The 19737-nt window shown below is 71.9% G+C and carries 18 protein-coding genes; 10 read left to right on the top strand and 8 right to left on the bottom strand.

Annotated features, from left to right (window positions below; translation table 11 throughout):
- Positions 1–17: 17 nt before the first annotated feature.
- The 3 genes from OV207_RS02780 (at position 18) to OV207_RS02770 (ending at position 2904) form a co-directional block, all read left to right on the top strand.
- Positions 18–884: an OmpA/MotB family protein gene (locus OV207_RS02780; protein ID WP_267552348.1), complete on the top strand. Its 867-nt coding sequence runs from the start codon at positions 18–20 to the stop codon at positions 882–884.
- A 107-nt stretch (positions 885–991) separates the two neighbouring features.
- A complete protein-coding gene (locus tag OV207_RS02775; protein ID WP_267552346.1) occupies positions 992–1870 on the top strand; it encodes a hypothetical protein in 879 nt (292 codons plus the stop codon).
- 137 nt (positions 1871–2007) lie between these two features.
- On the top strand, positions 2008–2904 hold the full coding sequence (locus OV207_RS02770) for a hypothetical protein (protein WP_267552345.1): 897 nt from the start codon (positions 2008–2010) through the stop codon (positions 2902–2904).
- Positions 2905–2971: 67 nt separating this feature from the next.
- Here the strand turns inward: OV207_RS02770 and OV207_RS02765 are convergent, their stop codons facing one another.
- From OV207_RS02765 to OV207_RS02755, 3 genes are all read right to left on the bottom strand, one after another.
- On the bottom strand, positions 2972–3688 hold the full coding sequence (locus OV207_RS02765) for a nucleotidyltransferase family protein (protein ID WP_267552344.1): 717 nt from the start codon (positions 3686–3688) through the stop codon (positions 2972–2974).
- Positions 3689–3989: 301 nt separating this feature from the next.
- Positions 3990–4298 (bottom strand): CBS domain-containing protein, encoded by a 309-nt coding sequence (locus OV207_RS02760; protein ID WP_267552789.1) that lies wholly within the window; start codon positions 4296–4298, stop codon positions 3990–3992.
- Positions 4299–4383: 85 nt separating this feature from the next.
- Positions 4384–4923 (bottom strand): hypothetical protein, encoded by a 540-nt coding sequence (locus tag OV207_RS02755; RefSeq protein WP_193346233.1) that lies wholly within the window; start codon positions 4921–4923, stop codon positions 4384–4386.
- Between the two features lie 201 nt (positions 4924–5124).
- On the opposite strand from OV207_RS02755, the gene OV207_RS02750 reads away from it, so the two are divergent.
- The 3 genes from OV207_RS02750 (at position 5125) to OV207_RS02740 (ending at position 10688) form a co-directional block, all read left to right on the top strand.
- Positions 5125–8091, top strand: a complete 2967-nt coding sequence (locus tag OV207_RS02750; protein WP_267552342.1) for a hypothetical protein — start codon at positions 5125–5127, stop codon at positions 8089–8091.
- Between the two features lie 29 nt (positions 8092–8120).
- Positions 8121–9311 carry an OmpP1/FadL family transporter gene (locus OV207_RS02745; RefSeq protein ID WP_267552341.1) on the top strand — a complete coding sequence of 397 codons (1191 nt, stop codon included), beginning with the start codon at positions 8121–8123 and terminating at the stop codon, positions 9309–9311.
- Positions 9312–9395: 84 nt separating this feature from the next.
- Positions 9396–10688, top strand: a complete 1293-nt coding sequence (locus OV207_RS02740) for an SEC-C domain-containing protein (RefSeq protein ID WP_267552340.1) — start codon at positions 9396–9398, stop codon at positions 10686–10688.
- A gap of 4 nt (positions 10689–10692) precedes the next feature.
- Here the strand turns inward: OV207_RS02740 and OV207_RS02735 are convergent, their stop codons facing one another.
- From OV207_RS02735 to rpmG, 5 genes are all read right to left on the bottom strand, one after another.
- Positions 10693–11862, bottom strand: a complete 1170-nt coding sequence (locus tag OV207_RS02735) for a cyclic nucleotide-binding domain-containing protein (protein ID WP_267552339.1) — start codon at positions 11860–11862, stop codon at positions 10693–10695.
- Between the two features lie 111 nt (positions 11863–11973).
- On the bottom strand, positions 11974–13143 hold the full coding sequence (locus tag OV207_RS02730; RefSeq protein WP_267552337.1) for a cyclic nucleotide-binding domain-containing protein: 1170 nt from the start codon (positions 13141–13143) through the stop codon (positions 11974–11976).
- Between the two features lie 355 nt (positions 13144–13498).
- The gene (locus tag OV207_RS02725) at positions 13499–14149 is read right to left on the bottom strand and encodes a DUF1826 domain-containing protein (RefSeq protein ID WP_267552336.1); all 651 of its coding nucleotides are present in this window, start codon (positions 14147–14149) and stop codon (positions 13499–13501) included.
- A complete protein-coding gene (gene zigA / locus OV207_RS02720; protein WP_267552334.1) occupies positions 14146–15402 on the bottom strand; it encodes a zinc metallochaperone GTPase ZigA in 1257 nt (418 codons plus the stop codon). The genes OV207_RS02725 and zigA overlap by 4 nt, the downstream gene beginning before the upstream one ends.
- Positions 15399–15563: a 50S ribosomal protein L33 gene (gene rpmG, locus OV207_RS02715; protein WP_193346225.1), complete on the bottom strand. Its 165-nt coding sequence runs from the start codon at positions 15561–15563 to the stop codon at positions 15399–15401. Before rpmG ends, zigA begins: the two co-directional genes overlap by 4 nt.
- A gap of 232 nt (positions 15564–15795) precedes the next feature.
- Between rpmG and OV207_RS02710 the strand changes: the two genes are divergently transcribed.
- The 4 genes from OV207_RS02710 to OV207_RS02695 are packed head-to-tail and all read left to right on the top strand — an operon-like array spanning position 15796 to position 19728.
- Complete coding sequence (locus tag OV207_RS02710; RefSeq protein ID WP_267552332.1) at positions 15796–17151, top strand: WD40/YVTN/BNR-like repeat-containing protein; 1356 nt, start codon at positions 15796–15798, stop codon at positions 17149–17151.
- Positions 17148–17783: a hypothetical protein gene (locus OV207_RS02705; RefSeq protein ID WP_267552331.1), complete on the top strand. Its 636-nt coding sequence runs from the start codon at positions 17148–17150 to the stop codon at positions 17781–17783. The genes OV207_RS02710 and OV207_RS02705 overlap by 4 nt, the downstream gene beginning before the upstream one ends.
- Positions 17780–19021, top strand: a complete 1242-nt coding sequence (locus tag OV207_RS02700) for a YncE family protein (protein ID WP_420715157.1) — start codon at positions 17780–17782, stop codon at positions 19019–19021. Before OV207_RS02705 ends, OV207_RS02700 begins: the two co-directional genes overlap by 4 nt.
- Positions 19018–19728 carry a c-type cytochrome gene (locus tag OV207_RS02695; protein WP_267552330.1) on the top strand — a complete coding sequence of 237 codons (711 nt, stop codon included), beginning with the start codon at positions 19018–19020 and terminating at the stop codon, positions 19726–19728. The genes OV207_RS02700 and OV207_RS02695 overlap by 4 nt, the downstream gene beginning before the upstream one ends.
- Positions 19729–19737 lie beyond the last annotated feature (9 nt).

Raw genomic sequence — 19737 nt, 5'->3', positions numbered from 1 at the left:
CGTTACCCTTGCGGGCCATGGACGACGCCCGGACCGAAGCAGCGCGTGGACGCTGGCGGTGGCTGCCCTGGGGGCTGCTGGCCGTCGGGGTGGTGGTGGCCTCCGCGGGCGCCTGGCTGGGCTCGCGCTCGCTCCACGCGCTGGAGACGCGCGCCGCGCAGTTGGAGCGCGAGGCCACCGAATCCGAGGCCCACGTCGCGCAATTGCAGACGCTGCGGCAGGCCATGGAGCGGCGGCTGCGCACGCTGGAGCGCCAGCAGCAGGCCGCGGAGTGGGGCGGCGCCGCCGCGCAGGTCCAGGCCCGGAACGCGGAGGCGCAGCACATGCGGCGTGAAGCGGCGCTCGCGACCCTGGGCGCGGCGCTGAAGGACGCGCTCGCGGGCGGGGACGTGTCGCTGGACCTGGAGGACGACGCCCTGCGCATGGAGGTGTCCGAGCGGCTCCTCTTCGCCCCCGCGAGCACGCAGCTCACGCCCGAAGGGGCCCGCCTGCTGAAGCAGTCCGCGGGCGTGCTCCAGGGCGCGCTCGCGGACCACCGCGTGGCGGTGGAGGCCCACACGGACGAAGTGCTCCCGGCCGCGCCCGGCGCCCCCGCGTCCACCGCCTGGGAGCTGTCCGCCGCGCGCGCCGTCACCGTGGTGCGCCACCTGGGCGAGCGCGAAAAGCTGGACCCGGTGCGCCTGAGCGCCACCGGCCACGCCGCGTACCGCCCCAGGGTCCCCGGCGACAGTCCTCCCAACCGCGCCCTCAACCGGCGCGTCACGCTGCGGCTGTCCCCCACGCCGGTGACGCCGCAGAGCGTGGCCGTGGCGAGCACCGAGCCGCCACCGCGCCCCGTGAAGCGCGCCGCGAAGGCCAAGGCGAAGAAGATGGCCCGCCGCTGAAAGGGGGCCCGCGCGCCGCGAATCGCGGCACGGCCTTGAATAAACGCACGCGGCTTCACGTCAGGCACTCCAGGGGCCCACTCCCATCCCCTGCCCTGGAGCTTCCCGTGTCTGCCTCGCGCCCCACGCTGTGCGCCGGACTCGTCGTCGGTCTGCTGCTGGCCGCTCCCGCCGCCGAGGCCCGCTTCGGCAAGAAGTCCGCGCCCTCCTCCGACAGCAAGGACGACAAGGACTCCCGGGTCCACGCGGCGAGCCCCATCACGCCCCGCTCCACGCACGAGGCCTCCTCGTACACGCCGCCCGCGGACGACGACGATGGCGACGACTGCTGCGACACGTCAGGCCCCTCCTACACGCAGCGCCTCTACGGCGACGCGCCCACCTATTCGTCCAGCGCCCTGAGCGACGACGAGGCCCGGGAGCTGGCGGACATGGCGGTTCGCAGCAGGCCCCCGTCCCCTCCCAGCGCGCCGCTCGACGTGCGCCTGGGCCTCAACGTCGGCGCCATGGGCGGCGGCACCGCGGGGGACGTCTTCCTCGGCATTGAAGGGAGCATGCTCGGCGTCGCCTTCCAGGGCACGAAGCTGACGCTCCCCACCGACGACGGCACCCCGGGCACGGACGTCATCAACCTGGTGGCGGCGCACCTGTCCTGGGCCGCCGTGTCCACGGACCGGATGCGGCTGCGCGCGGAGGTCGGCTTCAGCGTGGCCAGCGCGCCGGACGTCTTCCTCGCCGGGCCCAGCCTCGCCGCCTCCCTGGAGGCCTGCCTCGTGGGCCCGCTGGACCTGGAGGTGCGCGTGCAGGGCACCCCCGCCCCCTACCGGCAGCTGGACGCGAGCGCGGGCGTGGCGCTGCACCTGGGCGCCCTCAACCTGCGCGCGGGCTGGCGCGGGCTCATCCTGGACGACGCGGGCCTGGTGGACGGCGTCGCGCACGTGGACCGCTTCACCGGCCCCTACGCCGGCGCGGGCTTCTCCTTCTAGCGCCTGAGACCGGGCCCTGGAGGCCCGCGGATGTCCGGGGGAGCACAGCCCCCTGGTGAACACGCGGCTGCGCCCCGGGGGCCCTGGCGCCCGGTGGGGTGATGGCGGTTGAATATTCCGGGCGAGCAGGCGTCCAGATGCCGTGGCCCCTTTCGGGGGTCGGTGAAGAGGAGGGGTTCGCCGTGGGCTTCTGGAAGACGTTGTGTGCCACGCTCGCTGTCGGTGTCCTGCTGGGGGCGGGGCCCGCCGAGGCCCGCTTCGGCAAGCGCTCGAAGCCCTCCGCCTCCAAGCCCTCCGACTCCAAGAAGGACAAGGACTCCCGGAGCGACGATGACCGCTCCACGCACCGCGCGAGCCCCGTCGGCCGCGCCTCGGACGCCCCGGTGCGCGCGAACGTGCGCCCCAGCCGCACGCGCCTGTCGTGGGTGTCCTTCCTCTTCATGAGCCGCCCCTCCGCCTACCACGCGTCGCGCAGGGCGGACGCGCGCCCCGGCGTGCGCGCCGCGGCGATGCCGCCCATGGTGCGCCTGAACGTGCAGGGCGACATGTTCGGTGAGACGGGCGGCGCGCTGGGCCTCTTCATGGGCCTGGATGGCCAGCGGCTGGGCATGAACGCGCGCGTCACCGGCATCGCGCTGTCGGCGGACGACGGCTCGCAGGACGTGGACCGGCTGACGCTGCTGGACGCGCACCTGACCGCGTCCCTCTGGTCCAGCGAGCGCGGCCGCTTCCGCATCGAGGGCGGCATCGCCAGCGCGCACGCCCCGGACGTCATCTTCGTGGGCCCCAGCGTCGCCGCCTCGCTGGAGGCGTGCATCGGGCCGTCACCGCTGGACGTGGAGGCGCGCATCCAGGTGGTGCCCTTCCCGCACCGCCAGGTGGACGCGCAGGCCGGGCTCGCGCTGCACCTGGGCGCCCTCAACCTGCGCGGCGGCTGGCGCACGCTGTACCTCAACGACGCGGGCCGCCTGGATGGCGTCGTGCACGAGGACGCCTTCTCCGGCCCCTACCTGGGCCTGGGCATCGCGTTCTGAAGGCTGAAAGGCTGAAAAGACTCCCGGGGTCGCGTCACCCGCGAACCCCGGCAAGCCCCAGGCCCGCCTACTCCTCCGGGGACGCCGCGTAGGAGGACGGGGACGCGCTCTCCGCCCCGGAGCCGTTGGAGCCCCCCGCGCGCTTGACGCCGCGCCGCTTGGGCGGAGGGGCCAGGATGGGCGCCTTGCCGAAGACGCGCTCGTAGGCCTCCGGCGTGTTGATGTTCACGATGACGCCCGGGTCCTTCACGCTCACCGGGCGCGGGTTGAGCGCCTTGAGGGCCATCTCCAGGTCCTCGCCCTCCGCCTGGAGCAGCTTCTCCGCCGCCGCCTGGGAGAGCACCAGCGGCCAGCCCCTGGCGCTCTCGTACTCCGGCCGCAGGGCCAGGACGCCCTTCGGGTCCCCCCGCTCCATCTCCTTGAGCATGGATTTGACGGTGTTCACGCGCAGCGCGGGCATGTCCACCGGGTGCACCAGCACCGCGACCGTGCCTTCGGGATCCGAATCCCGGGCCTCCCGCAGCGCCGCCTCCAGGCCGGCCTTCACCGACGCCAGGAAGCTCTTCTCCCAGTGCTCGCTCGTCACCAGCATCAACGAGGGGTGCTGTTCACGCACCATCGCCGCGTCGCTGCCCACCACGCCCAACACCCCGCACCCCGCCTTGAGAAAGGTGGACGCCAACGACTGAAGGAAGCTCCTGCCCCCCTCATGCTCGATGTTCGCCTTGGGGTGGGACATCCGCCGGGACTTCCCCGCCGCCAGGATGATCGCCACTGCCTTCATGACCCGCCTCCTCCGCCCACGGCGGAAAGCCGTGAGCACCGCTAACAGGCTGTTGACCTCCTCCCGGGATTGCAGCCCGCCCGCCAGTACGAGTCGTCAGACAGCCGCCAGTCACACACGGAGGTGTTCGCTGCCGGCACATTGCGCAAGGGCAGGTGTCCACCACCGGTCAGCCTTCCGGCCTCCAGGGCTTCCCCTCCCCGGCGTCCGAGTGACACGGCGCGGGGGTGTCCTCCTGCCCGCCCCACCCTCCCGGCCCACGGGCTCCGCCGTGGCCGTGCGAGGAGCGGGGCCCCTCCCTTCAGTGCAGCCAGCCCGCCGCCGCCGCCAGCCGCAGCGGGGCCACGGGCTCGACGGTCGTTTCTTCCGGCGCGGCCAGCGCCTTGACGGTCAGAATTTCAGCCAGCCGCGCCAGCGGGCGGCGACGCGCCACGCGGTGCAGCTCGTCCTCGGTGACTTCGCCCAGCAGGTCCCCGCCACGGCCCTCCACGACGGGCAGCACCTGCACGCCGTGGCGGTACATCTGCTGGAGCGCGCCCAGGACGGTGTCCTCGGGGAACAGGGTGATGGCGCGGGAAACGAAGGTCAGGAACTCAGGGCTGCGGCACATCGACACGTGAGGCCTCCGGTGCTCGGCGTTCGGGCGCCGTGTACGGGGAGGTCCTTAGCAATCCGCTTGCCGAAGCCCCGGCCCCCTACTTCTTCGCCGCCGGCTTCACCGACTCCACCAGCTTGCGGAAGCCCTTCTCCGCCCCGTTCACCGTCTTCTCCGGCCCGGTGAGCTTGTAGAAGAGCGCCCCCTCCGGCCCCTCCACGATGGCGCCGCGCAGCTTGAAGCCCGGCTTGGGCGTGGACGGTCCCATCATCGGGCCGCCCCCCGCGTACGTGCCCTTCACCTCCACCGTCGTGACGGGCATCCCGTTCACCTTCTCCTGCTTCGTCTTCGCGTCCTTGTCCGGATCCACCGGCTTGCCGTCCGGCTTCTGGAACTGCGACACCCAGCGCTTCACGTTCGCGTCCACCGCGCCGCCCTGCCCCGCGCCGAAGTAGAAGACAGCCAGCTCCGCGTCTTCCGCGTCTCCCTTCGCCGCCGGCACCTTGTAGGTGGCCGCGCGCATCGGCCGCGCGGGCTGGGCCGTCCACTCCGGGGGCGCACTCCACGTCAGGCCCCCGGCCTCCTCCGCGCTCGCGCTCAACGCCACGGTCATCGCCAACACAGTCAGCAGTCGTTTCATGGGGCCGCAGCGTAACCGCGTTCGCGCGCGCGTCACGCCCTGTCGCCCGCACGCACCGCGCGGGACGTCCACTCCCACGCGCATGGCGCCACCCCAAATCTGACTCGTCGCGTCAATCCCTCTCACTTTGTGACGGGCAGAGGGCGTGCTACTCACTGCGATGTTTCCAGCAGTACACCTTGGCTGGAGGGGAATCCCACCATGAAGAAATCGCTGTTCCTTGGGGCCATGGCCCTGGGAGCCGTTTCCTGCACGCCCGAGATCGCGCAGGACGCTCCGAATACGAACGTTGGCCTCGCGGAGTTTGATCCCTCGGGCACGCCCGCCGTCGTTCCCTCTCCCAACGACCTGGCCATCAATCGGGCCACGGGCCTGGTGAACGCCCCCATCAACCCGACGGCGTCTCCCGCGGAGCAGGAGTTCACGCGCGAGTACCTGAACACGCTCAACGGCTTCCCGACGTCGGCGGTGGCGACGACCAAGGTGCAGGACCTGGATCCCACCTCGATGGGCCCCCAGTCGGTCATCTTCATCGACCTGAAGGCGGGCACGCCGATCGCGACCAAGCCGGTCTCGCCGACCATCGCGTACAACGAGACCACCGACCTCATCAGCCTCATCCCGCCCGTCGACGCGAACACCGGTCTGCCGGCGTGGCCGAAGGGCGGCCGCTACGCGGTGGCGCTCATCGGCGGTGAGAACGGCCTGAAGACGACCGCGGGCCACCCCATCATCGGTTCGGCCACGTGGTCCTTCGTCAGCTCCGTGAAGCCGCTGGTGACGTGCGAGGACCTGACCGCTCCGGACTGCGCGCCGGCCACGGAGATCATCCCCTCCACGGAGACGGACGCCGCCAAGCGCCTGGAAGACCAGATCGCCAGCGCGAAGCAGTTGGAGCAGCTGCGCCGCGGCTACGCGCCGCTCATTGAAGGCCTGGTGCAGAAGGGCATCAAGCGCGAGGACGTGGTCCTGCTGTGGACCTTCACCATCCTCGACCAGCCGGAGGCCACCATCAGCCTGGCGCCCACCGCCCGGCTGCCCGCGCCCATCATCCCCTTCCCCAACGACCTGATCCGCATCGCGGCCACGAAGACCACGCCCGCGCGGCTGGACTTCCCCATCCCCGCGCAGGACGGCCTGCAGAAGCAGCTGTTCCAGGGCCTCAACACCCTGGACGGCTTCTCCACCACGGGCGCCATCGTGTCGGAGAACGGCGACGGGCAGGGCGTGCTGGACGGCACGCAGTTCCGCGGCCCCGGTGATGCCGCGGCCCCCAAGGTGGACCCGGCCTCGCTCGCCGAGGGCGTGAAGTTCGCCAAGCTGTCCAACCTGGACAAGGGCACGAAGCCCGACGTGGCCGTCTGCCTGGTGAACAACACCGGTGACTGCGGCACCAGCGTGGCCCCCACGGGCGTCGCCCCGGTGCCCCAGCAGCTGCAGATCGTCCCGAAGGCGCCGCTCGACGGCGCCACGGAGTACGGCGCGGTGCTGACCACGGAGCTGAAGGACACCCAGGGCCGCAAGGTCGCCCCGGCCACCGCCTTCGCGCTGCTGCGTCTGGCGAACCCCGTGTACCTCAACGGCAAGAGCCAGATCTCCTCCGTGCCGGACGCGCTCGCCGCACAGCTGGAGCCGCGGCGTCAGGTGCTCAAGGCGTTCTTCGACAAGGTGGCGCTGGCGCCGGAAAAGGGCGGCATGGGCCTGAAGCGCTCGCAGATCGCGCTGGGCTGGGGCTTCACCACCCAGAGCACCACGTCCGTGCTCAACCAGCTCAACGCGCTGCCCACGGCCGTCTCGTACCCGAACGCGCCGAACTTCGTCGTCCCCACCACGTCGCAGGTGAAGGGCGCGATGGCGGCCTCGGGTCTGGCCAGCAACAACATCGGCGCCACCTTCGAGGCGCAGGCCAACACGCCCTTCCTGCTGACGGGCCCCAGCGGCACGCTGAACCCGTCGGAGGTGCGCCCCACGCGCTACCCCTTCATGGTGCTGCTGCCGTCCACCCCGGCGCCCGCCACGGGCTACCCGGTGGTGGTCTTCGGCCACGGCCTGACGGGCAACCGGACCAACGTGCTCGGCGTCGCCAACAAGCTGACCGGCGCCGGCTACGCGGTCGTGTCCATGGACACCGTCTTCCACGGCGATCGCACCACCTGCGTGGGCGCCGCCTCGGCCCTGCCTCCCGCGAACCCCGCGGGTGACAGCGGCGCGTGCGCCGACCCCAGCGCCCAGCGCTGCGAGACCGACGTCTCCAAGGAGTCCTATGGCCGCTGCGTGGCGCGCGTGGACAGCACCCGCCTGGCCTGTGACGACGCCTCCCGCGGCGTCACGCCCGCGGACCTGTTCTGCTCCAGCCAGGGCCAGGGCCGCTGCCTCGCGGACAAGAAGTGCGAGGGTGGCAGCTTCCTGCTCAACCCCCAGACGAACGCTCCGGCCATCTCCGGCTGGAACATCCTGAACCCGGGCAACCTCTTCGCCACGCGCGACAACTTCCGGCACTCGGTGCTGGACTTCGCCCAGTTCCAGCGCGTGCTGTCCAGCCCTGAGATGTCCGCGGCCCTCACGCAGGTGGGCGGCGCCAAGCTCGACGCCACCCAGGTGGACTACGTGGGCCAGAGCCTCGGCGGCATCCTGGGCACGCTCATCTCCGGCACGTCGCCCCGCGTGCACCGCGCGGCGCTCAACACCCCGGGTGGCAACCTGGTCGGCATCCTGCTGACCTCGCCCGGCTTCGCGGGCGTGCGCACCGCGTTCCTGCAGCAGCTCGGCACCGCGGGCATCACCCCGGGCCTCCCGGCGTTCGACACGTTCATGAGCCTGGCGGGCACCATCCTGGACCCGGCGGACCCGCGCAACTACGCCTACGGCCTGGAGAACACGCCGGCGGCGGGCACGGACGCGAACGTCCACCGCGCCTTCATCCAGTACATCGAAGGCGACGGCGTCATCCCTAACCCCACGACGCAGGCCATCATCGCCGCGGCCAACCGCACCGACGCGCCCCGCACCGTGGCCTCCTACCAGTTCAAGTACAGCACCGATGATCTGGCTCCGGACCTGCGTCACGGCTTCCTGAGCGATCCCCGGGTCAACGTCGCCATCCGCGACGCGGCCCAGGATCAGGTCATCACGTTCCTGGAAACCGGCGCCGTCGCGGCGCAGCCGTAGTCGCCCCCTGAGAGAGGACACACACACCCATGAAAAAGACACTCTCCCTCGTGGCGATGCTGGCGGCTGGTACGAGCCAGGCCGCGGGCTTCCAGATCGACACCCACAGCGCGCGTGCCACCGGTATGGGCGGCACCGCCACGGCGGCGTTGGAGGACTCCAGCGCCATCTATTACAACGCGGCCAACATCATCGGCGTGAAGAAGCTGGACATCACGATCGGTGACACGGGCATCCTCCCCAACATCCAGTTCCAGCGGGTGGGTGGCGTGCAGGAAGGGCAGAAGACGACCCTGTCGCCTCCGCCCCACCTGTTCGTCGTGTACAAGCCCTTCCAGAAGCTGGCGCTGGGCGTGGGCGTGTTCACGCCCTACGGCGCGCGCAGCCGCTGGGAAGACGGCTTCAGCGGCCGCTTCCGCGGCAGCGAGTCGTCGCTGGCCACGTACTACATCAACCCCACCATCGCGTATGAGCTCCACGAGCGCTTCCGCTTCGGCGTGGGTCTGGACATCGCCCGGGCCACCATCGAGCTGACGCGCGGCCTGGACTTCGTCAACAGCGAGGGCAGCGTCCACCTGGGCGGCGCGGACTGGGGCTCCGGCTTCAACATCGGCGTGCAGGCGCTGGTGCTGGAGAACCTGCGGTTCGGTCTGCACTACCGCAGCGCCGTGGACATCTCCTTCGACGGCAAGGCGGACTTCCAGAACGTGCCGGTGGAGTTCCAGAGCCGCCTGCGCGACCAGAGCGCGAAGGCGGACGTCGTGCTGCCGTCCACCGTGACGGCGGGCCTGTCGTACTCGCCCATGGACCGGCTGCTGCTGGCCTTCGACGCGAGCTGGGTGGACTGGTCCAGCTTCTCGCAGCTGGCCATCCGCTTCGAGGATCCGTCCATCGACAACCCGCTGCAGAAGCGCTGGCGCGCCAAGTGGAAGTACTCCCTGGGCGCCGAGTACGGCGTGACGCAGGCGCTCAACGTGCGCGCGGGCTTCGTGTACGACCCGTCGCCCAGCCCCAACAACACGCTGACGCCGGACCTGCCGGACGCGAACCGCATCAAGGCCACGCTGGGCGTGGGCTACGCGTTCAACCCCTTCCGCGCGGACCTGGGCTACCAGTTCGTCGCGTTGGCGGACAAGAACAGCACCGCGCCGGGCATCGCCGGGACGTACTCCGGTTCGGCGCACGTGTTCGGCCTGACGCTGGGCTTCTCGCCCCAGTAGTCGGCAGCCGCTCATCCTGAAGCACCGGACGCCCGGTCCCTTCCCTCGTGGAAGGGCCCGGGCGTTTCGCTTACGGTGCCGGCCGTGAGCCCTTCCAAGCCCGGCCGCAACGACCCGTGCCCCTGTGGCAGCGGGAAGAAGTACAAGGCCTGTCATGCCGCCGAGGACCGCGCGAAAGCAGCGCCGCCTCCTTCCGCCGCCCCCGCCCATCCGCTGAAGCAGGACCTGGAGGGCGCCATGGCCCTGCTGGGCGACGCGGACGTGTCCCGCCTGTCCGGCGCCCTGGAGCACCTGGGCGTGCTGCTCGCCGGAGCGGGCCCCCAGCCGGGGCTGCGCTACGACGACAAGGCCTTCAGCGACCACGTGGGCCAGGCGCTGGCGAAGCTGGCGGCGGAGGAAGGCCTGGACGCGATGGAGGCCCGCGACCGGCTGCGCGTGGGCGTGGTGCGGGAGCTGGGCACGCGCGGCTTCCAGGAGAAGCTGGGCGCGGGGCTGCTCGCGCAGGCGGCCCGGAGCGGGCGCACGCCGGAGGAGCGGCGGGCGCTGTGCGTGGGCGCGCTGCTGGCCACGGCGGCGAAGAAGACGGGCCGGGTGCGCCCGGAGGACAACCCGGTGCTGGACGTGGTGTTCGACGTGCAGTTCCGCGAGTGGAGCCAGAAGCACGCGGAGGTGGTGCGCAAGTACGAGGCGCTCATCGCCGGCATGGCGCCGGAGGCCCTCACGCCTGAAGCGGCGGAGGCCCTGCGCAAGGCGGAGGCCGGGGAGCTGGACGCGCTGGTGAAGCACGTGCAGGCGGACCCCGCGCTGGTGGAGCGCATCTCGCGCGAGGCGAAGGAGCGCGCGCAGCGGGTGGAGGCGAAGCTGCGCGACCCGGCCACGCCGTCCGTCTTCTCGCCCGACGAGGAGCTGTGGCTCACCTGTTCGCTCTGGGAGCCCCTGCGCGCGATGAAGTCGCCGCCCGGGGATGCGCAGGGACGGCGGGAGGTCATCGCCGCGCTGCTGCGCGCGGTGAAGGTGGCGGTGGATCCGGACTTCCTCGAAGGGATGCTGGAGCGGCTGCGCGCGGGGGCGAAGGACCCCGCCGCGGACGAGCCCACGCGCGAGTGGCTCACCGACGCGGCCATCGCCTTCGAGGCGGAGCCGGCGCGGCTGGTGCTGGCGGCGCTGCTCACCGCGCGGCAGGAGGCGCGGGGGCGCAGCGCGGAGGAGATGGTGGCGCTCGCGGACCTGAAGGCCCTGCCCGCGTGGACGCCGGAGCAGTTGGAGCCCTACCGGCAGCTGCTGGAGAAGGAGGGCCGCGCGGGTGGCGCTGAGCGCGTCCGTCGCGCGCAGGACTGGCTGCGCGAGCATCCGGTGAAGCTGGACGCGGAAGCCTAGACGGTTAGATGAAGAGCGCCTTCGCGGTCTGCTGGAGGCGCTCCGTGCCCATGCGCATCAGCAGGCCCTTGAGGCCGGGCTGGCTGAGCAGGTGCCGCTCGAACGCGGCGCGCTCCAGGCGCAGCACCACGCAGTCCGTCCGCGTGCGCACCGTGGCGGACACGGGCTTGTCCAGCAGCAGGGAGATTTCCCCGAACACGTCGCCTTCCCGCAGCTCCGGCAGCGCCACGGTGCGGCCCGAGGGCTGCTCCAGCGATGGCAGGCATTGGCCGCGCAGCAGCAGGTAGAAGGCGTCACCGGACTGCCCCTGCGTGAGCAGCACCTGGCCCGCGGGGATGGCGCGCAGGTCGAACTCGCGCGACATGGTGAGCTTCAGCTCGGGGGACAACTTGTTGAACAGCGGGCTGGTCCGCAGCAGGTTCTCCACCAGCCGGCGCCGGTAGAAGGCCTGCACCGCGACGTCCACCTCCGGGTGCGCGGTGAGGCGGGCCAGGTGCTCGCGCTTGAACTCCAGCAGCACGGAGCGCTCCGTCACCTCCACGCTGGCGAGCCTGGGCCCCTCGGACACCAGCGCCACCTCGCCGAAGAACTGGCCCGGCCCCAGCGTGGCCACGACCTGGCGCGCGTTGCCTTCCACCCGCCGCGCCACCTCCGCCCGGCCCTCCACCAGCGCGAACATCGAGTCGCCCGCCGCGCCCTCCTCCACCACCTTCTGGCCCGGCCAGAAGGCGCGCACCTCCAGCGCCTCCACGAGCGCCACGAAGGCCTCGCGTCCCACCCAGGACAGGATGGGCACGCCTGGATCCGCCCCTTCGGGGACCAGGGCGAGCGACGGGGCCGGAGCGCCAGGGCTCAGGGCGAAGCGCTCCGCCAGGGTCCGCACCGTCTGGGGCCGAGCCCCCCGGAGTCCCCGCGAGAGCACGGTGGCGGCCACGGCGCGAAGCAGGTCCCCTACCCGGGTCCAGGCGAGCGCCGCGTCGTCGTAGGCGCGGGCGGCCTCGGGGGTCCGCTCCAGCCACTCCAGCAGTTCGGCCACGCGCTGGTGACCTTCCGGGTCACCCGGGTCCGCGCGCAGGGCGTCCTCGTAGCCGGCCAGCGCCGCTTCCAACTGCCCCTGCGCGGCCAGGGCCGCTGCCTGCGCCTTCAAGGACCGCGCGTGTGGGGTGTCCACCATGAGGGCCCTCTGTATCCCAGGAGCCCGGCGCACGCACGCGCCCGGGGGTCCAGGCGAGGTGTCACTGGACACCACCCACCAGGGAGGCCCCTTGCCACGTCAGGAATGACTTCAGCTGCTCAGCGCCCGCACCCGCTCCGCCAGGCTCTGCGTGAAGAGGCGGAAGATGCGCAGGGCCGCGGCCTCGTGCGTCTCCAGGAAGTACTGGAAGTCCGTCCGGGTCACGCGCAGCGCTCGCACCACCGTGTGCGCCCGCACATGCGCGGACACCGGTCCGTCGAGGATGAGCGAAATCTCTCCCAGGAACGCGCCCGGCCCCAGCATGTTGAGCTGGCGCGCGTCCGGCCCCGGGCCGGTGGACACGCTCACCATGCCCTCCAGCAACACCACCAGGCCTCCGCCCTTCGCGCCCTTCTCCAGCACCGTCGTCCCCGCCGGCACCAGCACCGGCCGCGCCAGACGGTACAGGTCGCGCATGTCCTCCAATGACAGACCATCGAAGATGGGAATGGCTTTCAGATAGCCATAGCCATCCACCACCGGCGGCGCCTTCTCCGCCGCGGCGGCGCCCTCCGGCGGTGACGCGAGCCCCATCTGCCGCAGCAGCCGGGACTGCTCCGCCTGGAGCATCGCCGCCCCCGCGCCCGTCGCGTGCTTGAGGCCGTCCGCCAGCAACACCAACGCGCGCCACGTCGCACCCTCGGCGTCCAGCAGCGCGCTCATCCGCAGCACCGCCTCCGGGCGCTGGGCGTCGTCCGTGGGCACCGCGCGCAACATCTCCAGCTCCGCGTGCGTGTTGCCCAACATGTGGAACACCTCCGCGGCCTCCATGGGCCGGTTCATGCGGCCCAGCAGATGCGCCAGCGACTCGCGCGCGCCCAGTGCCTGGTAGAGCGCCAGCGCCTGCTCCAGCGAACCCGCGCGCTCGAAGGCCGCCGCCGCCCGGGCCTGCTCGCCCACCCGCAGCCAGGCCTCCGCCGCCAGCAGCGGCGCTCCCGCCTGTTCGTACATGGGCGCCGCGGCCCGGTCGTCACCGTCCGACTCCAACAGCCGCGCCGCGCCGGCGAAGTCGCGCGCCTGGCGCAGCACCTCCACCAGCGTCTCGCGCGTCGCGGCGGGCACCACCAGCGCCTCCTCCAACACCCGCTCCCGGTGACCGGCCGCCATCGCCTCGTAGGCGCGCACCGCGTCCTCCACCGCGCCCTGCATCACCCGCGCCCACACCAGCCGGGTGGCACTGGAACCGGGTCCCCCGCCCACGTCGCTCAGATTCGAATCCATTGGAGTCACGACCTTGTCGTTCCTCCCGGACACGGGGCGAAAAGGGGTGTCACGCCAGCGTCCGGGACTCCATCTCCGTAGCATCCTGAAACAGGGAAAGCCAGCCATCGCCGGCAACAACGGCAGGCTTTGAACACCTGGGTTCGCACCGGCCACGGGCCTCGTTTCCGAGGGCCGCCGGGGGCACGAAGCGACCATCCGAACCTGAGAGGTTGGGAAGACGATGCGATGAATCACGGCACCCAGGTGCTGCTATCGCGGGCGACAGGGACTCCTCACCTTCGGTGCGTCCTGCCCCAGGGCCCCTACCCAGGGTGTCCATCGTCGCGGCCCGTGACTCCAGGCGGGCCGCGCTTCACAACACGTCCACCGTGAGCAGGATGCGGCGCGAGCCCTCCTTCGTCAGTGAAGGGGAGCGGTGCACCGCGCCCCTGCCTTCGTTGCCCGGCCAGGCCTCGCCCTTGAGCAGGGCCACGTCGAAGCGCTCCAGCGTGCGCACCTGGCCTCCCGGACGCAGCACCTCGCCCGTGGGTCCCAGGTGGCCGCGCGCCACGTGGCGCTCCTCCAGCCATTCCGTGGCGGGCCCCGCGTAGGTGCACAACAGCCGCACGCCCACCCGGTCCACGTGGAAGCGCGGACACAGGTCGCGGTCCACCGTGGTCAGCCGGACGCCCAGCCAGCGCGCCTCGAAGAGGTCCGCGTACAACCCCACCACGGCGTGCAGGTCCTGGAGCCATGCCTCGCGCTCGGCCGACTCTGGAACGGGAGCCAGCGACGCGCGCAGATCCAACGCGTGCGCATCCACCCGCTCCACGACCTGGAGCCGGTGCTTGCGCCCCACCCCTCCAAGCCATGCGGACAGGCGCGCATCCAGCCCGCGCCGCCAGACGCACAGGTTCACGTCCTCGCGGTAGATGTCCGTGAGGCCCGCGGGCTCCCACACGAACGCGTGCGCGTCCCCCCGGGACTCCGGCACCTCGCGCGGCTTCAGGGAGCGCGCGTTCATCCGGCACGCTCCTGGGGGGCCTCTTCCTCCGAGGACGCCACGCGCCACTCCGGGAACGGATCCCTCATCCGCGCCCAGGCCTTCGGCCCCTTCGCCAGCTCCGTGGGGGTGAGCAGGCAGCGCTCCAGCTCCTTCGCCAGCGCTTCGTGGTCCGCGTCCCGGGTGATGAACACGACCTCCTGGCGCCGGTCCCCGTAGGGCCCGGCCGCCACGTCGCGCTCCAGCTCGGCGCGCAGCTCCGGGTCCTCGGGCCAGTCCTCGCGCGGCATGGCGGACCACCAGATGCCCGCGGGCTCGAAGCTGCACGCGCCCCCCGCCTGCGCCCACAGGCCGGTGACGTCCATGCGCGTCGCCAGCCAGAAGAACCCCTTGCTGCGCAGCACGCCCTTCCAACTGCCATGCACGAAGTCCCAGAAGCGCTTGGGGTGCAGCGGCACGCGGCTGCGGAAGACGAAGCTGCGGATGCCGTATGCGTCGCTCTCCGGGACGTGTTCGCCGCGCAGCTCCTTCAACCAACCCGGGGCGCGGCTCGCGCGCTCGAAGTCGAACATGCGCGTGTCCAGCACCGACGCCAGCGGCACCCGGCCCCGCTCCGACAGCACGATGCGCGCCTGCGGGTTCAGCCGGCGCAGCACGTCCTGCAACCGCCCCAGCCCGTCCGCGTCCACCAGGTCCGTCTTGTTCAGCACCAGCACGTCCGCGAACTCCACCTGCTCCACCAGCAGGTCCACCACCGTGCGCTCGTCCTCCTCCGCCAGCGCCAGCCCGCGCTCGGACAGCGCCTCCGACGCCTCCCAGTCCCGCAGGAAGTTGAACGCGTCCACCACCGTCACCATCGTGTCCAGCCGCGCCAGCGCCGACAGGCTCTGGCCCTCCGCGTCCTCGAAGGTGAAGGTCTCCGCGACGGGCAGCGGTTCGGAGATGCCGGTGGACTCAATCAGCAGGTAGTCGAAGCGCTTCGCCTCCGCCAGCCGGGCCACCTCCTGGAGCAGGTCCTCGCGCAGCGTGCAGCAGATGCAGCCGTTGGACATCTCCACCAGCTTCTCGTCCACGCGGCTGAGCGCGGCGCCCCCGCCCTTCACCAGCTTCACGTCGATGTTCACCTCGCTCATGTCGTTGACGATGACCGCCACCCGCAGGCCCTCGCGGTTGTTCAGCACGTGGTTGAGCAGCGTCGTCTTCCCCGCCCCCAGGAACCCCGACAGCACCGTCACCGGCAGCCGCGCGTCCTGCTTCGCACGCGACGGCTTCACGGCTTGCCCTCCACGAAGAGCACGTGCCTGCGCACCTTCGGGTCGTACTTCTTCTTCTGGAGCTTCTCCTGCGACTTCCGCTTGTTCTTCGTCGTCGTGTAGGTGAAGCCGGTCCCCGCCGAGGACACGAGGTGGATGATGGTGCGGTTGCCCTTGGGCATCGTGGGACTCCAGGGAGGAATTGGAGTTTATGTAACCAAGTTGCATTAACACCGCAAGTACATCAGCGCGCCACCCGCCCCTGGAGGTCCCCGTGGGAGGCCCCGGTCGCCCGCCCTCCACGCGGGGAGGCTGGGCGCGGGCCGGTCGCGTTCAAAACGCAAGGGTCGCTATGCAGGGCCGGGCCGGGCGCTATCCTGGGGCGAGCATGGGGTCCAGCCCCGGAGCGTCGCGATGAAGAAGCCACGAATCACGGGGGGATGGGGGGCGGTGGCGCTGGCCCTCCTGCTGGGCCCGGGCCTGGCCCAGGCGCACGCGGGCCTTCCGGAGACGTCCAACGTCACGCTGCGGCGGGGGCACCCGGAGGACTTCTTCGTGGGGGCCACGTTCGGCGCGGTCATCTCGCGCGACAGCGGTCAGACGTGGAGGTGGGTGTGTCCGGATGCCATGGGGTACGGCGGCTGGCGCCCGGAGTCCTTCGTCTGGCGCGAGCAGGGTGAGCTGCTGGCGGCCACCGGCAACGCGCTGCTGCGCTCGAAGGACGGCGCGTGTTCGTGGTCCGCGCACCCCGGCTTCAAGGACACCTGGGTGACGGGGCTCGCCGTGCACCCCACGGACGACGCGGTGCTGTACGCGGCGACGGGGCGCTCCACGGCGGCGAAGAACGGGCTGTTCCGCTCCGACGACGGCGGGGAGACGTGGCGGGCGCTGCCGCTGCAACGCGAGGGCATCCTCTTCTCGTCGGTGCGCGTGTCCACCGCCGCCCCGACGACGCTCTACGTGTCCGGGTCCGACGCCGCGCGCATGTACCTGTTCCGCAGCGACGACGCGGGCGAGACGTGGGAGGAGGCGCCGCAGGTGTTCCCGGCGCTGGTGCGTCCGTTCGACTTCGTGGTGACGGCGACGGACCCCGTGGACGCGCTGGGCGTCTGGGCGCGCGTGTCCGCGCAGGGCGCCACGCACATCCTCCACAGCACGGACGGCGGGCGCACCTTCACCGACCGCTCGGGCAGCGGCATCGACGACGTCTTCGTCAACATGGACGTCTCCGCCGACGGGGGCACCGCGTGGGTGTCCACCTACAACTCCTTCTTCCGGAGCCGGGCGGGCGGGGCCTTCGACAAGCTCACCCTGCCCACCGGCAACGCGTGCGTCACGCGCGTGGGGGAGGTCATCTACGGCTGCGGCTCGCCGTGGCTCCATGACTGGTCGCTGGCGCGCAGCCATGACGAGGGCACCACCTGGGAGCCCCTCTTCAGCCTGGAGGACATCCAGGGCAGCCACCAGTGCCCGGCGGGCACGCCCGTGCGGGAGCTGTGCCCTTCGCGCTGGCCCCAGCTCGCGGAGACGATTGGCGCGCCGCTCTACCCGGACGGCATCCCCGACGCCGGCGCGTCCGACGCAGGCACGTCCCCGGTCGACGCGGGCGGGGTGCCCCCCGGCGACGCGGGCACGTCCCCCGACGGTGATGGCCCCAGGACGCCCCCCAAGTCGGGCTGCGCCGCCGCGCCCGCGAATGCGTTGCTGCCGCTCCTCTTCCTCCTCCCCCTGTGGCGCCGCGGCCGGCGGCGCGAGGACTCCCGACCATGAAGACGCCCTCCCTCTTTTGGAGCACCGCCGCCGTCGCGCTGCTCGGCCTGACGGCCTGCTCCGGTGACGACGAGGACCCGAAGCCCGAGTGCGGAGAGCCGCTGTACGCGGGCGGTGCCACGGACGAGGCGTGGCGCACGCTGGTGGATGCTCAGAGCAGGCCCCAGGACAGCTCGCGCGCGGTGACGCTCCTGTCGCCCGAAGCCGGCCAGACGTACGTCACGAGTGAAGCCGCGCCGCTGTGGCGGTGGACCTCGCCCCTGCGCGCGTCGTTGCAGCCCCCGGGGCGCGGCGGGCCCTCTCCGGTGGCGCGGCCTCGTGAGTCAGGCCGGTCGGTGCTCGCGTGGCTTGGCGGCCTGGTGCTGCCCGCGGCGCAGGCGCACCTGCCGCCGTACACGGGGGACCTGTACTGGGTGAAGGTGCAGGTACCGGGGCGGCAGTGCCCGCTGGAGCTGTTGACATCGGAGTTGCAGTGGCAGCTGGATGACGGCTCCTGGCGGACGCTGCGCGACGCGGCGGGACAGGCGCTGTCGGTGCAGGTGATGAGCGCGTACCTGGTGCAGAACCGCATCACGGAGGGGCCGTACACGCTGGCGCAGCCGGTGTCCTTCGGCGTGGCGGGTGCACGGTGAGGCGCGCCGTCTGGCTTTGCGCGCTGGCGCTGGGCGCGTGCGACGGCGAGGGGACGAAGGCGGAGGGCCCGCTGGAGGTGCCCGCGCTGACGTACGCGGAAGAGACGCCGTGGACGCGGAGTGGGACGACGGTGGCGCCTCCGGGGCCGGAGGGGCGGCTGCTCGTCACCAACAGCCTGGATGACTCCGTGAGCCTGCTGGACCTGGCCGGCCTGGGCCAGCCGGACTGGAGGGAGCTGGCGCGCGTGCCGGTAGGGCTCAACCCGGTGGAGCTGGAGGGGCCGCACCACACGGCGGTGTCCCCCATGGGGGACTACTACTACGTGGGCATCTCCAACTACGTGCCCGGCGGAGGCTCCGGCCCGCACGGCGCGCACGGCACCGGCACGGCGGACGGGTACTGCCTGAAGCTGAGCGCGAAGGACAACCGGCTGGTGGCCTCCGCGCGCGTGGACCGCAACCCGGGCGACGTCATCGTCAGCGCGGACGGGCGCACGCTGTACCAGACGCACTTCGACCTGCTTCGCATCGCGGACGTGGCGCGCAAGGGCGGCACGGAGGAGGAGATGATGGCGCGGCTGGCCATCCTCGACGCGGAGACGATGGAGGTGAAGGCGCGCGTGAAGGTGTGCCCGGCGCCGCACGCGGTGCGCCTGTCGCTGGATGAGCGCACGGCCTACGTGGCCTGCTGGTCGGACGAGGTCGCGCTGGTGGACCTGGCGACGGAGGGCACGCCGGTGACGCGGGTGAAGGTGGCGCCCGGGGCAGGCACCGCGACGAACCCGCGTCACCAGCCCTACGCGCTCACGGTGTCGCCCACGACGGGGGACGTGTGGGTCAGCTCACTGGCCAGCCGTCAGGTGCAGGTGCTGGAGCCCGGCACCCGCGCGATGAACCCGGAGCGCACGGTGTACCTGCGCGGGTCGCCCATGTTCGGCGCGTTCACGAAGGACGGGCGCACGCTGTACCTGCCCTATCAGCAGGAGGACGCGGTGGCGGTCATCGACCCGACGACGTCCACGGTGCAGCGCACGCTGGAGCTGTCACAGGCGGGCTGCCTCAACGTGCACCAGTTCATGCTGACGCCGGATGAGCGCCACGGGCTGGTGGTGTGCGAGGGCGACCACGTGGGCCCGGGCACGCTGCACGTCGTGGACGTGGCGGAGGGCACGGTGGTGTCCACGGTGCGGATGGGCATCTTCCCGGACTCGGTGAGCCTGCTGCGGGGGGCGCCATGAAGTGGGGCGTGGCGGTGCTGCTGGTGGGCGTGTTGTCCAGCTGCGACGGGGGCGAGGAGCCCGTAGCCGCGGCGGACTTCGGGGAGCAGCTGTTCCAGGACGCCCGGCTGTCGGAGAGCACGTTCAACCGCTTCTCGTGCGCGACGTGTCACGTGACGACGCCGCAGGCGCCCGCGGGGCGCATCGACTCCGGCTACACGCTGCACAACGTGACGGCGCGGCCCAACTGGTGGGGCGGCTATGAGACGCACCTGCTGGACGCGGTGAACTTCTGCTACGTGAACTTCATGCGCGGGGTGACGAAGCTGGAGCCGGAGGACCCGCGCTCCCGGGCCCTGTACGAATACCTGGCGAGCATCAGCCCGGACGCGCAGGCGCCCGCGCTGCCGTTCACGGTGGTGAAGGACATCGACGACGTGCCCCGGGGCGACACCGCGCGCGGTGAAGCGGTGTACCGGGCGGCCTGTCAGAACTGCCACGGCGCCACGCACACGGGCGAGGGGCGGCTGACGGAGCTGGCGTCGGTGCTGCCGGAGGTGACGCAGGACTACGACCGGCTCTTCCCAGGCATCCCGCACGCGCGGGTGGTCATCGAGAAGGTGCGGCACGGTCAGTTCTTCGGCGTGGGCGGCAACATGCCTCCCTACAGCACGGAGGCCCTGTCCGACGCGGACCTGGGCGCGCTGCTCATGTACCTGGGGCTGTAGCGCTGCCAT

Source organism: Corallococcus sp. BB11-1, assembly GCF_026626625.1.
Taxonomy (GTDB): domain Bacteria; phylum Myxococcota; class Myxococcia; order Myxococcales; family Myxococcaceae; genus Corallococcus; species Corallococcus soli.
This window is presented reverse-complemented; position numbering and strand designations above follow the sequence as displayed.